This is a genomic window from Streptomyces parvus (genome assembly GCF_032121415.1).
GTDB lineage: Bacteria > Actinomycetota > Actinomycetes > Streptomycetales > Streptomycetaceae > Streptomyces > Streptomyces globisporus_A.
In genome coordinates, this window is record NZ_CP135079.1 from 3145759 (window position 1) to 3160255 (window position 14497).

Below are 14497 nucleotides of genomic sequence, written 5' to 3' on the forward strand. Positions count from 1 at the left end.
AATAGGTCCATGAGCCAGCAGCCCAGCTCCGAGGTCCCCGCCCAGCCGTCCGTCGGCTCGCTCGCCGCGCACCGGCCGCACGCCACCCCGGCGTCCCACGGGGTCGGCTTCTCCACCGCCGCCGACCTGGATCCCGATCTCGACGCCGACGCGGACGCCTACGAGCCCGACCGGGACGGCGACGAGCTGCCCCAGGGGCGGTTCCTGGACCGCGAACGCAGCTGGCTCGCGTTCAACGAACGGGTGCTGGAGCTGGCCGAGGACCCGGCCACGCCCATCCTGGAGCGGGCCAACTTCCTCGCCATCTTCGCCTCGAACCTGGACGAGTTCTTCATGGTCCGGGTGGCCGGCCTCAAGCGCCGCATCGCCACCGGCGTCGCCACCCGCTCCGCCTCCGGCCTCCAGCCCCGCGAGGTGCTGGACCTCATCTGGACCCGCTCGCGCGAACTCATGGCGCGGCACGCCGCCTGCTTCCAGCAGGACATCGCCCCGGACCTGTCCGACGAGGGCATCCAGCTGATCCGCTGGCCGGACCTGACCGAGAAGGAGCAGGCCCGCCTGTTCACCTTCTTCCGGCAGCGCGTCTTCCCGGTCCTGACCCCGCTGGCCGTCGACCCCGCGCACCCCTTCCCGTACATCTCCGGGCTCTCCCTCAACCTCGCCGTCGTCGTCCGCAACCCGGTCAGCGGCCACCGCCACTTCGCCCGGGTCAAGGTCCCGCCGCTGCTGACCCGCTTCCTGGAGGCGTCCCCGCAGCGGTACGTCCCCATCGAGGACGTCATCGCGGCACACCTGGAGGAGCTGTTCCCGGGCATGGAGGTGCTGGCGCACCACATGTTCCGGGTCACCAGGAACGAGGACCTGGAAGTCGAGGAGGACGACACGGAGAACCTCCTCCAGGCCCTGGAGAAGGAGCTCATGCGCCGCCGGTTCGGTCCGCCGGTGCGCCTGGAGGTCGAGGAGTCCATCGACCCGTACGTCCTGGACCTGCTGGTCCGCGAGCTGAAGGTGTCCGACGCGGAGGTCTACCCGCTGCCCGGACCGCTCGACCTGACCGGCCTGTTCGCCATCGCCTCGCTGGACCGGCCGGAGCTGAAGTTCCCCAAGTTCATCGCGGGCACCCACCGGGACCTGGCCGAGGTGGAGTCCGCCTCCGCGCCCGACATCTTCGCCGCCCTGCGCGAACGCGACGTCCTGCTCCACCACCCGTACGACTCGTTCTCCACCTCCGTCCAGGCGTTCCTGGAGCAGGCGGCGGGCGACCCGGACGTGCTGGCCATCAAGCAGACGCTGTACCGCACCTCCGGCGACTCCCCGATCGTGGACGCCCTGATCGACGCGGCCGAGTCCGGCAAGCAGGTCCTGGTCCTCGTCGAGATCAAGGCCCGCTTCGACGAGCAGGCCAACATCAAGTGGGCCCGGAAGCTGGAGGAGGCGGGCTGCCATGTCGTCTACGGCCTCGTCGGGCTGAAGACCCACTGCAAGCTCTCCCTCGTCGTCCGCCAGGAGGGCGACACCCTGCGCCGCTACTCCCACGTCGGCACCGGCAACTACCACCCCAAGACGGCCCGGCTGTACGAGGACCTCGGCCTGCTCACGGCGGACCCGCAGGTCGGGGCGGACCTCTCCGACCTGTTCAACCGGCTCTCCGGCTACTCCCGCCGCGAGACCTACCGCCGTCTCCTGGTCGCCCCGAAGTCCCTGCGCGACGGGCTGATCGCCCGTATCAACAAGGAGATCACCCACCACCGGGCCGGCCGCCCCGCCTACGTCCGGTTCAAGGTCAACTCGATGGTCGACGAAGCGATCATCGACGCCTGCTACCGGGCGGCCCAGGCGGGAGTCCCCGTCGACATCTGGGTGCGCGGGATCTGCGCGATCCGCCCCGGGGTCGCCGGGCTCTCCGAGAACATCCGGGTCCGCTCCATACTCGGCCGCTTCCTCGAACACTCCCGGATCTTCGCCTTCGGCAACGGCGGCGAGCCCGAGGTGTGGTTCGGCAGCGCCGACATGATGCACCGCAACCTCGACCGCCGGATCGAAGCCCTGGTCCGGGTCACCGACCCCGCCCACCGCGCCGCACTCAGCCGACTCCTGGAGACCGGTATGGCCGACACCACCTCCTCCTGGCACCTGGGCCCCGACGGGAACTGGACCCGGCACGCCACGGACGCGGACGGCCAGCCGCTGCGGCACGTCCAGGAAATGCTCATCGACGCCCGGAGGCGCAGGCGTGCGACGCCCTGACCAGCAGACGACGACCCGGCCCACGTCGGATCCCGCCCCGGGGACCGGCACCGACGCCACGGTGGACGCGCCGCCGGACGGGACCACGAGGGCGACAAGCCCTCCCGACGGAACCACGGCGCCGGGGCACCCCGCCGGACCCGGACCCTCCGGAACCAGCCCCGCCGGGCCCGGACCCTCCGGAACCGGCCCCGCCGCGGCCCGCGCCGCAGCAGGCCACCCTGCCGGGGACCTGACCACGGAGGCGGTCCTCGCGCCCTACCTCAGGGGGCAGGCCGCGGACTTCCTGCGCAGCCTGCGCCTGCACCACGAGCACAGCGCCCCCGCCGAGTCCGGGGGCCACGACGCCGCGGCCGCCATCCGCGCACTGCGCCGCGCGGCCCGCCGGATCAGCGGCTCCCTGCACACCTTCCGGGCCGCCCTCGACCCGCACTGGGCCGACCAGCTCCGCGCCGAGCTGGCCTGGCTCTCCGGCGTACTCGCCCGCGAACACGCCTACGCCGGCCGGCTCACCCGGCTCGTCGAGGCCCTGCACCAGCTCTCCGGGCCCGCCCTCCCCGCCGCCCGGGGGGCCAGGGCCGCCGGGGAAGCCGCCGCGTCCGACGCCCAGGGCCGTGCCGCGCTCGGGGTCGGGGCCGCGCGCGCCGGGGCGCTGCTGGAACGCCGCCTCACCCTCGCCCGGACCCGGTCGCACTCCGCCGCCCTCCAGGCGCTCGGCTCCTCCCGGTTCCACGCGGTCGCCGACGCCGTCGCGCTCCTGGCCTCCGACGTGCCGCTGGCCCCCGGCACCACGGCCCGGACCGCCGAAGCCCTCCTGGAGCCCGCCGAACGCGCCGAGCAACGCCTCCTCGCCGCGGTGGCCGCCCTCCCGCCCGCCGACTCCGAGCCGTACAACGAGGCGCAGGACGCGGCGTGGCACCAGGCCCGTCTGCTGCTGCGGCTCCACCGGTACGCCCACGAGGTCGTCCTCGGCGCCGCCTCCCCGGCCCTCGCCTCCTGCGGGCACGCCCTCGACCTGCACCGGGACGCGGTGGAGGCAGCCGCGGCGGCGGCCGCGGCGGCCCGCACACCCCGGATCGCCCCGGCCACGGCGTACGCGCTGGGCGTGCTCCACGCGGACCAGCGCCACGAGGTGGAGGCGGCGCGGGCGGTGTTCCGCGAGACCTGGCCGTATGCCACGGCCCTGACGGCGCCATGAGCGCGGACCCCCGCGGCCCCGTGATCCGCGCCGCGGGATGCGTGCTGTGGCGGCGCGGCCCGGACGGCGGCAGCGTGGAGGTGTGCCTGGTACACCGCCCGAAGTACGGCGACTTCTCCTTCCCGAAGGGCAAGCTCAAGCGCGACGAGGAGCCGCTGGCCGCCGCCGTACGGGAGGTGCTGGAGGAGACCGGGCACCACTGCGCGCCGGGCCCCCGCCTCCCCACCGCGCACTACATGGTGGACGGGCGGCCCAAGGAGGTCGCGTACTGGGCCGCCGAGGCGACCGGCGGCTCGTTCACGGCCAACGACGAGGTGGACCGCATCTTGTGGCTGGCCCCCGACGCCGCCCGCGCCCGGCTCACCCAGCCCCGTGACGTCCGGCAGCTGACCGCGTTCCTGGACACGCTGCCCAGGCCCTGACCACCGCTTCGGACCGGCCCCGCACCCGCCTGCCCGACACGGTTCACCTGCCGTTCACCCTCCCCCGTCGACGGCTTCACCTGTTCTGCCTAATTTCGGACGTACAAGGTGCGCGGCGGCAAGCCACGGCACCCCTCCTCATCGCACGCCGTCGTAGAACGAAACGACCACGGCGGCTCCTGGAAGGAACACCCGAAAGTGAAGCTTCAGCGCAAGAACCGGCTTCGTGCCACCGCGCTCGGTGCCCTCGCCGTCTCCGGCGCCCTGGTCCTCACGGCGTGCGGTTCGGATGACAACACGGGCGGCGGCACGGCCGGCACCGGCGAGAAGACGACCGCCGCGTCGAACGTCGACTGCGGCAAGGCCAAGGGCCAGCTCCGCGCCTCCGGCTCCAGCGCGCAGAAGAACGCCATGGACCTCTGGGTCAAGAACTACATGGCCGCCTGTTCCGGTGTGGAGATCAACTACAACTCGTCCTCCTCCGGCGAGGGCATCGTCGCCTTCAACCAGGGCACCGTCGGCTTCGCCGGCTCCGACTCGGCGCTGAAGCCCGAAGAGGTCGCCGACTCCAAGAAGATGTGCAAGACCGGCCAGGGCATCAACCTGCCGATGGTCGGCGGCCCGGTCGCGATCGGCTTCAAGCTGGAGGGTGTCGACAAGCTCACGCTGGACGCCCCGACCCTCGCCAAGATCTTCGACAGCAAGATCAAGAAGTGGAACGACCCGGCGATCGCCAAGCTGAACGACGGCGTCGACCTCCCGGACAAGGCCATCCAGGCCTTCCACCGCTCCGAGGACTCCGGCACCACGCAGAACCTCGGCAAGTACCTCGGCGCCGCGGCTCCGGACGACTGGAAGTACGAGGCCGAGAAGAAGTGGCCGGCCCCCGGTGGCCAGGCCGCGTCCGGTTCCTCCGGCGTCGCCGCCCAGGTGAAGCAGGTCGACGGCGCGATCGGCTACTTCGAGCTCTCCTACGCCAAGTCCCAGTCCATCCCGACCGTGGACATCAACACCGGTGGCGCCGCCCCGGTCCAGGCCACGTCGGAGAACGCCTCCAAGGCCATCGCCGCCGCCAAGATCAAGGGCACCGGCAAGGACCTGGCGCTCGACCTCGACTACACCACCAAGGCCGAGGGCGCCTACCCGCTGGTCCTGGTGACGTACGAGGTCGTCTGCGACAGCGGCAACAAGCCCGAGACGCTCGACACCGTCAAGTCCTTCCTCTCCTACGCCGCCTCCGACGACGGCCAGAAGATCCTGACCGACGCCGGCTACGCCCCGATCCCGGCCGAGATCAACGCCAAGGTCCGCGAGACCATCGGCTCCCTCTCGTAACACCCCGGGGCGGCCGGGTCCCCACCCGGGCCCGGCCGCCCCGGCCATCCGGTGCACCGCCGCCAGGGGAGCCACGGCTCCCCCACACAGACCGGAAAGACCATGGCTTCCACCACACCCATAGACATGCCACCGGCCCCGCCGGCCCCGCCCGAACGGGCCGGGCTCCCCAAGTCCAGCGGGCGCGCGGGCGACAAGATCTTCCTGGGCCTCTCCCGCGGCTCGGGCATCCTGCTGCTCGTGATCATGGCGTCGATCGCCGTGTTCCTCACCTACCGCTCGGTGCTCGCCATCTCGAAGGACGAGGGAAACTTCCTCACCACCTTCGACTGGAACCCGGCCGGGGACCCCCCGGTCTTCGGCATCGCGGTCCTGCTCTTCGGCACGGTCGTCAGCTCGATCATCGCGATGCTCATCGCGGTTCCGATCGCTGTCGGCATCGCCCTGTTCATCTCGCACTACGCGCCGCGCAAGCTGGCCGCCCCGATCGCGTACGTGGTCGACCTGCTGGCCGCCGTGCCCAGCATCGTCTACGGCATCTGGGGCGCCCTCGTCCTCGTGCCGTATCTGGAGGGCCTCAACCTCTGGCTCGACCAGTTCTTCGGCTGGACGTACATCTTCGAGAAGACCGAGGTCGGCGTCGCCCGCTCGCTCTTCACCGTCGGCATCCTGCTCGCGATCATGATCCTGCCGATCGTGACCAGCGTCAGCCGCGAGGTCTTCCTCCAGGTCCCGAAGATGAACGAGGAGGCCGCGCTCGCGCTCGGCGCCACCCGCTGGGAGGTCATCCGCCTCTCCGTGCTGCCCTTCGGCCGCTCCGGCATCATCTCCGCCTCGATGCTGGGCCTCGGCCGCGCGCTCGGCGAGACGATGGCCGTCGCCACGGTCCTCTCCCCGAACTTCCTCATCTCGCTGCACCTGCTCAACCCGGGCGGCGGCACGTTCGCCCAGAACATCGCGGCCAACTTCGGCGAGGCCGACGCGTTCGGGCGGGACGCCCTGATCGCCTCCGGTCTCGTCCTCTTCGTCCTCACCCTGCTGGTCAACGGCGCGGCCCGGCTCATCATCGCCCGCCGCAAGGAGTACTCGGGGGCCAACGCATGAGCCACGCACCCACCGGCGTCATGGAACGCCCGTCGCCCGCATCGCCCTCCCCGGAGAGCAGCCTCGGCAGCCGCTCCCTGCCCCGCCTCGCACCGCTCGGCTTCGCCGTCGTCTCCGTCGCGCTCGGCGTCGGCATCTCGCTGGCCGCCGGCTGGGAGAGCCGCATCCAGTGGGGCCTGATCTCGGCCCTGCTCTTCCTGGCCATCTCCTACGTCGCCACGACGGTCGTCGAGAACCAGCGCCAGGCCAAGGACCGCCTCGCCACCAGCGTGATGTGGGTCTGCTTCCTGATCGCCGTCGTCCCGCTCGCCTCGCTGCTCTGGACGACGATCGTCCGCGGCGCGGAGCGGCTCGACGGTTACTTCCTCACCCACTCGATGGCCGGTGTGCTCGGCTTCGAGCCCAGCGGCGGCGTCTACCACGCGCTGATCGGCACCCTGGAGCAGGTCGGCATCGCCACGGTGATCTCCGCCCCGCTCGGCCTGCTGACCGCCGTCTACCTCGTCGAGTACGGCAAGGGCTCGCTGGCCAGGGCCGTCACCTTCTTCGTCGACGTGATGACGGGCATCCCGTCCATCGTGGCCGGTCTCTTCATCCTGTCGATCATGCTGATCGCCAACCTGGAGCCCTCCGGCCTGATGGGCGCCCTCGCCCTGACGATCCTGATGATCCCCGTCGTGGTCCGCTCCACCGAGGAGATGCTCAAGCTCGTCCCCAACGAGCTGCGCGAGGCCTCCCTCGCCCTCGGCATCCCGAAGTGGCGCACCATTCTCAAGGTGGTCCTGCCGACCGCGATCGGCGGCATCACCACGAGCGTCATGCTCGCCATCGCCCGTATCGCCGGTGAGACGGCCCCGATCATCCTGCTGGTCTTCGGCAGCCAGCTGATCAACACGAACCCCTTCGCGGGCGCCCAGTCCTCGCTGCCGTTCTACATCTACGAGCAGTACAAGATCGGCGAGGCCGCGTCCTACGACCGCGCCTGGGCAGCGGCCCTGGTGCTGATCGCCTTCGTCATGATCCTCAATCTCGTGGCCCGCGGTATCGCCCGCTGGAAGGCCCCGAAGACCGGTCGCTGACGCGGCCATCAGCGACCTCCGAAAGAAGCAGTGATTCCCATGGCCAAGCGCATCGACATCAGCGGCCTGACCGCCTACTACGGCAGCCACAAGGCCATCGAGGACATCTCGATGACCGTGGAGCCCCGCTCCGTGACGGCCTTCATCGGCCCGTCCGGCTGCGGCAAGTCCACCTTCCTGCGCACCCTGAACCGGATGCACGAGGTCACCCCCGGCGGCCGCGTCGAGGGCAAGGTGCTGCTGGACGACGAGGACCTCTACGCCTCCAACGTCGACCCGGTCACCGTGCGCCGCACGGTCGGCATGGTCTTCCAGCGCCCCAACCCCTTCCCCACCATGTCGATCTTCGACAACGTGGCGGCCGGCCTGCGGCTGAACGGCAGCTACCGCAAGAGCGAGCTGAACGACGTCGTCGAGAAGTCCCTGCGCGGCGCGAACCTCTGGAACGAGGTCAAGGACCGGCTCAACAAGCCCGGCTCCGGCCTCTCCGGCGGTCAGCAGCAGCGCCTGTGCATCGCCCGCGCCATCGCGGTCGAGCCACAGGTCCTGCTGATGGACGAGCCCTGCTCGGCGCTCGACCCGATCTCGACCCTCGCCATCGAGGACCTGATCGGCGAGTTGAAGGAGCGCTTCACGATCGTCATCGTGACGCACAACATGCAGCAGGCGGCCCGCGTCTCGGACCGCACCGCGTTCTTCAACCTCGCGGCGGTCGGCAAGCCCGGCCGGCTCATCGAGATCGACGAGACGGAGCGGATCTTCTCCAACCCGTCGGTCCAGGCCACGGAGGACTACATCTCCGGCCGCTTCGGCTGAGCCACCCCGGCTCCACGCCCCCGATACGGCCTTGCGGTGCTGCATGGCGGTGCCACCACAAGGCGAAAGGGTCCGCCCCCGTACTCGTACGAGTACGGGGGCGGACCCACACGTGTCAGCAGCGGTTTCCCGCCACTCGGCCGAAAGGCGTCAGCCGAAGAGCAGCAGAACCGCCCCGTAGCTCAGCGCGGCGACCAGGGCCGCGGCGGGCATGGTGATGAACCAGCCCAGGATGATGTTCTTCGCGACGCCCCAGCGCACGGCGTTGACCCGCTTGGTGGCGCCGACGCCCATGATCGCGGAGGTGATGACGTGCGTGGTCGAGATCGGCGCGTGGAAGAGGAACGCCGAACCGAACATGATCGAGGCGCCGGTGGTCTCCGCCGCGAAGCCCTGCGGCGGGTCCAGCTCGATGATCTTGCGGCCGAGAGTGCGCATGATGCGCCAGCCGCCCGCGTACGTACCCAGCGAGAGCATCACGGCACAGGCGATCTTGACCCAGACCGGGATCTCGTCGTTCGGGCCCTCGATGTCGGCGATGACCAGGGCCATCACCACGATGCCCATCGTCTTCTGCGCGTCCTGGAGGCCGTGGCCGAGCGCCATGCCCGCCGCCGAGACCGTCTGCGCGATCCGGAAGCCGCGCTTGGCCTTGTGCGGGTTGGCGTTCCGGAACATCCACATGATGCCGACCATCACCAGATAGCCGACGATCAGGCCGACGAACGGCGAGATGAACATCGGGATGACGATCTTCTCCAGCACACCGGACCAGATGACGTCCGTGCCGCCGGCCAGCGCCGCCCCGACCATGCCACCGAACAGGGCGTGCGAGGACGAGGAGGGGAGGCCGTAGTACCAGGTGATCAGGTTCCAGATGATCGCGCCGACCAGCGCCGCGAACAGGATCCCCATCCCCTTCTGCCCCACGGGCGTGGCGATGAGGCCTTCACTGACGGTCTTGGCCACCCCCTGTCCCAAGAAGGCGCCGGCCAGGTTCATCACCGCCGCCATCGCCAGAGCCGCACGCGGGGTCAGCGCCCGGGTGGAGACCGAGGTGGCGATGGCGTTCGCGGAGTCGTGGAAGCCGTTCGTATACGTGAAGCCGAGCGCGACACCGATGGTCACGATCAGCGCAAAGGTGTCCACGAGGTTCAGGACTCCTTGACCGCGATGGTCTCCACGGTGTTCGCGACGTGCTCGAACGCGTCAGCCGCCTCCTCCAGCGCATCCACGATCTGCTTGAGCTTCAGCACATCCATGGCGTCGTACTTGCCGTTGAAGAGGTGGGCCAGCAGTTTGCGGTGGATCTGGTCGGCCTGGTTCTCCAGCCGGTTGACCTCGATCCAGTACTCGGTGAGGTTGTCCATGGTCCGCAGGCCCGGCATGGCCTCGGCGGTCAGCTCCGCCGCCCGGGCCAGCACCTCGATCTGCTGCTCGACGCCCTTGGGGAGCTCCTGGACCTGGTAGAGGACGACCAGGTCGACGGCCTCCTCCATGAAGTCCATGATGTCGTCGAGCGAGGACGCCAGGTTGTAGATGTCCTCGCGGTCGAACGGCGTGATGAAGGAGGAGTTCAGCTGGTGGAAGATCGCGTGGGTCGCATCGTCCCCCGCGTGCTCCGCTGCCCGCATACGCTCCGCGATCTCGACTCGGGAGGCAGAATCCGCCCCGAGCAGTTCCATCAGGAGTTTCGAGCCCGTGACAATGTTGTCCGCGGAGGCGGAGAACATGTCGTAGAAGCTCGTCTCCCTGGGGGTCAGACGAAAGCGCACGTGGGGTCCTCGGGGTGCTTTGGATTCGGTCAGGCTGATGCTAGGCGCATCATCCGGCCACGGCTAACCGGCGTTCTTCAGTGTCGCCCATCGGACACGGCGATCAGCAGGGACCCCCGGTCACGTTTCGGCAGGATTCGTTACCATATACCCGCCAGGGGTATATCAGGACAACGGGAGGACGCAGATGACCACGACCGGAACCGGGGCCGAGGCAGGGATCACGGGGACGGAAGCGGCGGATGCGGCCGCTCCGGACCCGGGGGCGACCGCCGCACCTGTGGACATCGTCACGGACCACGACCGCGGCATTCACGGCTACCACCACCAGAAGGACGAGCACCTCAAACGCCTGCGCCGGATCGAGGGCCAGATCCGCGGCCTCCAGCGCATGGTCGACGAGGACGTCTACTGCATCGACATACTCACCCAGGTGTCGGCGTCCACGAAGGCCCTCCAGTCCTTCGCCCTCCAGCTGCTGGAGGAGCACCTGCGCCACTGCGTCGCCGACGCGGCCGTCAAGGGCGGCGAGGAGATCGACGCGAAGGTCGAGGAGGCCACGAAGGCGATCGCCCGGCTGCTCCGCACGTGACGCGCTACCGCGCGGGCGTCACCCCCGGCGGGCGGCCTGCCGGGGGACCGTCGCCCAGGACTCGGCGCCCCGGACGTCGAGCACTTCGTCGATACGGTCGGGGCTGAGGCGCTCCTCGCCCGCGGCCGAAGCGGCGATCATCAGCTCGCCGCACAGCTCGATCTCGGCGAGGGCCACACAGTCCTGAGCGTTCGGAGCGCTGAGCGTCACCACGCGCGTCACCTCTCTCTGCCGTCCTCCCGGCCGTCACCGGCCTCTGGCACACCGACTCCCCAGCCTAGGGAGCGCGATACGTGCCGCGCATGGCACGGACGGACCATTTTGAGCCCCCTCCCAACCGGCCCCACCACCCGGCCCGTCCCGGTACCCGCGTCTCCCCCACCCCGCCGGACGCCTGCGGCACCCTCAGCCCTGCCGGATCTCGCCGGTGTAGATGGCGTCCTCGTCCGGCAGCGTCACCGTGACCGGCAGCCCGAACCCGTACAGCAGCAGCGTCGAGACCACCGACACCTCCGGGCCCCGGGCGTCGGAGGAGAAGGTGAAGCGGTGGCGGACCTTCCGCAGCCGGCCGTGTTCGTCGAGGTAGGCGTCGAAAGGCACGGCGTCCTTGCTGAACCCTTTCGCCGCCGCGCTCAGCGCCCCGCGTGACTGCGGCGAGGCGGCCCGGGCCGCCCGGACCAGGTCGGCGACGCCCCGGTAGTGGTGCACCGCCACCCCGGCCAGCTCGGTCTTCCCCGCGTACGTCACATCGGCCGCGCCGCGCAGCAGTTCGGCCGCCGCCATCGGGTCGGTGACCCCGCCGGTGACGAGGTTGCCGTCCTTCAGCCCGGTCGTGTCGATCCTGACCCACTTGTCGTCGGGCACCCCGGCGCCGCGGTTCTTCATGTAGAGCGCCCCGGGGGCCAGCAGCTCGGTGATCGGCCGGTGGCCGTCCGCCCCCGCGGCGTCCTTGCCCGCCGGGTCCTTGGGCAGCACCACCCGGAGCCGCCCCATCTGCTTGCGGAAGTCGTACGCGCCCTGCCCCCGGATCGTGACCCGCGTACCGCCGACGGCCGTCTCCATCGACGTACGGGTCTCCGCACCGCCCGCCTCGACGAGGACGTCCGCCGCCTGCCCGAGCAGATCGAGCGGCCGGTCGGCGGCCACGGAACGCTGCCCGGACCCGTCGGCCGTGCCACCGCCCCCGTCCCCGCCGAAGCACCCGGCGGTGACCGCGATCACTCCGGCCGCGGCGAGGGCGCGGACAGCACGGGCCCCGCCTCCGTCCCTGTACTGCTGCACCACCATCGCCTGCCAACCCCCAACGACTGCCGCCCGGCCGAGCCCTGACCCGCTCCGCATAACGACCGCCGCCGTCCCCCGTCACGCCGCGGGGGCGCTGCGGCCAGTACCGTGGACGGGTGCATGAGGATTCCCCCGCCGCGGCCCGCACCACCGCCGCGCCACGCACCCCCGTCCGGACCACCCCCGTCCTCGCGGAATCGCTGCCGGAGGCTCCCCCTCCGGGCCCGCCCGCCGGGCACAGCGCCACAACGATCGAACGAGGCTCGTTCTGCCTGGCCCGCTGCAGCTGCGGCTGGTCGGGCCCGGCGCGCAGATCCCGGGACCGGGCCCGTACCGACGCCGCCGAACACCTCGCCACCCCCTGATCCACCGCGCGGGTCCGCCGTACCGCTGCGCCGCACCCGGGCCCGTACAGCACGAACCCCCAGGCGCCGGGGACGCCTGGGGGAAGTGGAGGAACGGGAGGGGAGGCAGGAGAGGACCCCCGGGACCGTCAGGCGGCCAGGTCCTTCTCCCCCGGGTCGCCCCGCCGGGAACCGGGCCGCGGCTCGGGGATGCCGACCGCCTCGCCGCGCTCGTCCGCGTACGCGACGGCCGCGCTCTTCGACCGGACGAACCAGCCGACGCGCGGCGAGCGGGCGACCGCCGCCATCAGCGGGGTCAGCAGCGCCATGGCGAGCGGGGCGAGCAGCAGGGTGACGGCCGTACCGAGAGCGAAGCCGCCGATCACGTCGGTCGGGTAGTGGACGCCCATGTAGATCCGGCTGAAACCGGCGAAGAGCGCGAGGCCGATCGCGACGAAGCCGAACTTCCGGTTCGCCACGAAGATGCCGACGGCGATGCCCATGGCCAGGGTGGAGTGGTCGCTGACGAACGAGAAGTCCGTCTTGCCGTGGATCAGGACCTCAAGGCCCTCGTGGTCGTTGAAGGGGCGTGGCCGTTCGACGAAGCCGCGGATCGGGATGTTGATGAGAATCGCGATGGCGGCGGCGAGCGGCGCCCAGACGATGGCTGCGGCAGCCGTGACGGCGTCCTCGGCCGTCCCGCGACCCCGCATGCTCCACCAGCACCACAGGCCCACCAGAACGAGGCCGACCATGATCCCGTACTCGCCGACGTACTCCATGACCCGGTCGAACCAGGTGGGAGCGGCCTTCGCCAGGCCGTTGATGTCGTAGAGCAGACTGACGTCCGGGTTCGACCCGTCGAGTTCGAGTCCAGCCATCTGCTGCGGCCCCTTGCCTTGTCTGCTTCTCTGCTGCGACGCGCGTCCTTGCGTGCCGCCCTGGTCGAACCCCCGTATCCGGTGCGATCCGTTACCGCACTGCACCGCACAGCTTCACTGCCTCACTGCGACGCATGGTCAGTGCGTAGGGCGTTCCCGTTCCCCGTCCAGGGAACGGCCCGGGCGTCGCGTGCGTTCCGCTCTCCACCGAATGATCACTATGACGTTATCGAAGAGTGACTCGTCGTCGCAGCTCAGGGCCCAGGCTTCACGGAGAGTTCCCGCCAGGGCCGACTGCCCGTCAGCACCCTTCGCCGCTCCGGAAGCCCGCGCGAGACGTACGTCACCCCGTGGGCAGATCGGTCGGAAGGGCGGCGGCACCGTCCTTGGTGACCCGGGTCGCACCGAAGTAGTCCGGCGTATCGATCTTGTCGAACCGGATGACCGCCCCGGTGAACGGCGCATTGATCATATAGCCGCCCCCGACGTACAACCCCACGTGCCGGATGGCCCGCGAATTGGCGAGGTCGTCGGAGAAGAACACCAGATCCCCCGGGAGCAGCTCGTCCCGCGAGGGATGCGGCCCCGCGTTGTACTGGTCGTTGGCGACCCGCGGCAGCTCGATGCCCACCGTCCGGTACGCGGCCTGGGTCAGCCCGGAACAGTCGAACCGCCCCTGCTGCTCGGGCGTCCCGTTACCGCCCCACAGGTAAGGCGTGCCGAGCTTCTTCTGGGCGAAGTAGATGGCCCCGGCGGCCTGCCGGGAGGGCGCGACCCGGCCGACGGGCCGGGCGAAGCTCTTCTCCAGGGAACGAATGATCTTGACGTAGTTCTGCGTCTCTCTATAAGGAGGCACGCCGCCGTACTTGATCACCGCGTACGCGCCGGCGTTGTACGCGGCCAGCATGTTGTTCGTCCGGTCGCCCGGCACCTTCTTCACGTACCCGGCGAGCTCGCAGTCGTACGACGCGGCCGAGGGGATCGCGTCGGCGGGGTCCCACACGTCCCGCCTGCCGTCACCGTTGCCGTCGATCCCGTGCGTGGCCCAGGTGCCGGGGATGAACTGGGCGATGCCCTGCGCGGCGGCGTGGCTCTGCGCCCTCGGGTTCCAGCCGCTCTCCTGGTACAACTGCGCGGCCAGCAGAGCCGGGTTGATGGCGGGACAGAGGTTGCCCCACTTCTGCACCAGCGGCTGGAAGCGCGCTGGCACCGCCCCCTTGGCCAGCGCCACGGCGCCGCCGCCCCCCGAGCCGGCGAGGCCGGCGGCGGCGGAGTACGTACCGACGACGAGCAGCGCCAGGAAGCACATGACCATGCCGACGCCGATGCCACCGAAGACCCAGAATTTCCGCACCCCTCAACCATCCCCCATCGGGGCGCGCTTCAGGGGTGTTTTCGACGGTGTGTACGAGTCATCCGC

General features: G+C 70.5%; 15 protein-coding genes. 9 read left to right on the top strand and 6 right to left on the bottom strand.

The features are described from left to right. Positions 1-9 precede the first annotated feature (9 nt). From RNL97_RS15080 to pstB, 7 genes are all read left to right on the top strand, one after another. Positions 10-2247 (top strand): RNA degradosome polyphosphate kinase, encoded by a 2238-nt coding sequence (locus RNL97_RS15080; RefSeq protein ID WP_030582112.1) that lies wholly within the window; start codon positions 10-12, stop codon positions 2245-2247. After that, positions 2234-3445, top strand: coding sequence for a CHAD domain-containing protein (locus tag RNL97_RS15085; protein ID WP_313750792.1), 1212 nt, complete (start codon positions 2234-2236; stop codon positions 3443-3445). Before RNL97_RS15080 ends, RNL97_RS15085 begins: the two co-directional genes overlap by 14 nt. Further along, entirely contained in the window at positions 3442-3867 is a 426-nt protein-coding gene (locus RNL97_RS15090; RefSeq protein WP_030582118.1) for an NUDIX hydrolase, read from the top strand. Before RNL97_RS15085 ends, RNL97_RS15090 begins: the two co-directional genes overlap by 4 nt. Before the next feature lie 198 nt (positions 3868-4065). Beyond that, complete coding sequence (gene pstS, locus RNL97_RS15095; protein WP_030582121.1) at positions 4066-5202, top strand: phosphate ABC transporter substrate-binding protein PstS; 1137 nt, start codon at positions 4066-4068, stop codon at positions 5200-5202. 102 nt (positions 5203-5304) lie between these two features. Further along, entirely contained in the window at positions 5305-6306 is a 1002-nt protein-coding gene (gene pstC, locus RNL97_RS15100) for a phosphate ABC transporter permease subunit PstC (protein ID WP_030582124.1), read from the top strand. Further along, positions 6303-7385 carry a phosphate ABC transporter permease PstA gene (pstA, locus tag RNL97_RS15105; protein ID WP_030582204.1) on the top strand — a complete coding sequence of 361 codons (1083 nt, stop codon included), beginning with the start codon at positions 6303-6305 and terminating at the stop codon, positions 7383-7385. Before pstC ends, pstA begins: the two co-directional genes overlap by 4 nt. Positions 7386-7424: 39 nt before the next feature. Next, a complete protein-coding gene (gene pstB, locus RNL97_RS15110) occupies positions 7425-8201 on the top strand; it encodes a phosphate ABC transporter ATP-binding protein PstB (RefSeq protein WP_030582127.1) in 777 nt (258 codons plus the stop codon). Positions 8202-8351: 150 nt separating this feature from the next. Here the strand turns inward: pstB and RNL97_RS15115 are convergent, their stop codons facing one another. Both RNL97_RS15115 and RNL97_RS15120 read right to left on the bottom strand, forming a co-directional pair. Further along, positions 8352-9350, bottom strand: a complete 999-nt coding sequence (locus tag RNL97_RS15115; protein WP_030582130.1) for an inorganic phosphate transporter — start codon at positions 9348-9350, stop codon at positions 8352-8354. A 5-nt stretch (positions 9351-9355) separates the two neighbouring features. After that, positions 9356-9976 (bottom strand): DUF47 domain-containing protein, encoded by a 621-nt coding sequence (locus tag RNL97_RS15120; protein ID WP_030582136.1) that lies wholly within the window; start codon positions 9974-9976, stop codon positions 9356-9358. Between the two features lie 187 nt (positions 9977-10163). Between RNL97_RS15120 and RNL97_RS15125 the strand changes: the two genes are divergently transcribed. Then, positions 10164-10568 carry a metal-sensitive transcriptional regulator gene (locus RNL97_RS15125; RefSeq protein WP_030582139.1) on the top strand — a complete coding sequence of 135 codons (405 nt, stop codon included), beginning with the start codon at positions 10164-10166 and terminating at the stop codon, positions 10566-10568. Between the two features lie 18 nt (positions 10569-10586). On the opposite strand, the gene RNL97_RS15130 is transcribed toward RNL97_RS15125, so the two are convergent. Then, a complete protein-coding gene (locus RNL97_RS15130; RefSeq protein ID WP_243314332.1) occupies positions 10587-10790 on the bottom strand; it encodes a hypothetical protein in 204 nt (67 codons plus the stop codon). Between the two features lie 183 nt (positions 10791-10973). Further along, on the bottom strand, positions 10974-11855 hold the full coding sequence (locus RNL97_RS15135) for an SCO4651 family lipoprotein (RefSeq protein WP_030582150.1): 882 nt from the start codon (positions 11853-11855) through the stop codon (positions 10974-10976). Between the two features lie 113 nt (positions 11856-11968). Between RNL97_RS15135 and RNL97_RS15140 the strand changes: the two genes are divergently transcribed. Then, positions 11969-12217: a hypothetical protein gene (locus tag RNL97_RS15140; RefSeq protein WP_078652012.1), complete on the top strand. Its 249-nt coding sequence runs from the start codon at positions 11969-11971 to the stop codon at positions 12215-12217. A 128-nt stretch (positions 12218-12345) separates the two neighbouring features. Here RNL97_RS15140 and RNL97_RS15145 read toward each other — a convergent pair whose 3' ends face one another. Then, positions 12346-13077, bottom strand: a complete 732-nt coding sequence (locus RNL97_RS15145; protein WP_030582153.1) for a phosphatase PAP2 family protein — start codon at positions 13075-13077, stop codon at positions 12346-12348. A gap of 343 nt (positions 13078-13420) precedes the next feature. Beyond that, entirely contained in the window at positions 13421-14392 is a 972-nt protein-coding gene (locus tag RNL97_RS15150) for a C40 family peptidase (RefSeq protein WP_050500031.1), read from the bottom strand. Between the last annotated feature and the right edge of the window lie 105 nt (positions 14393-14497).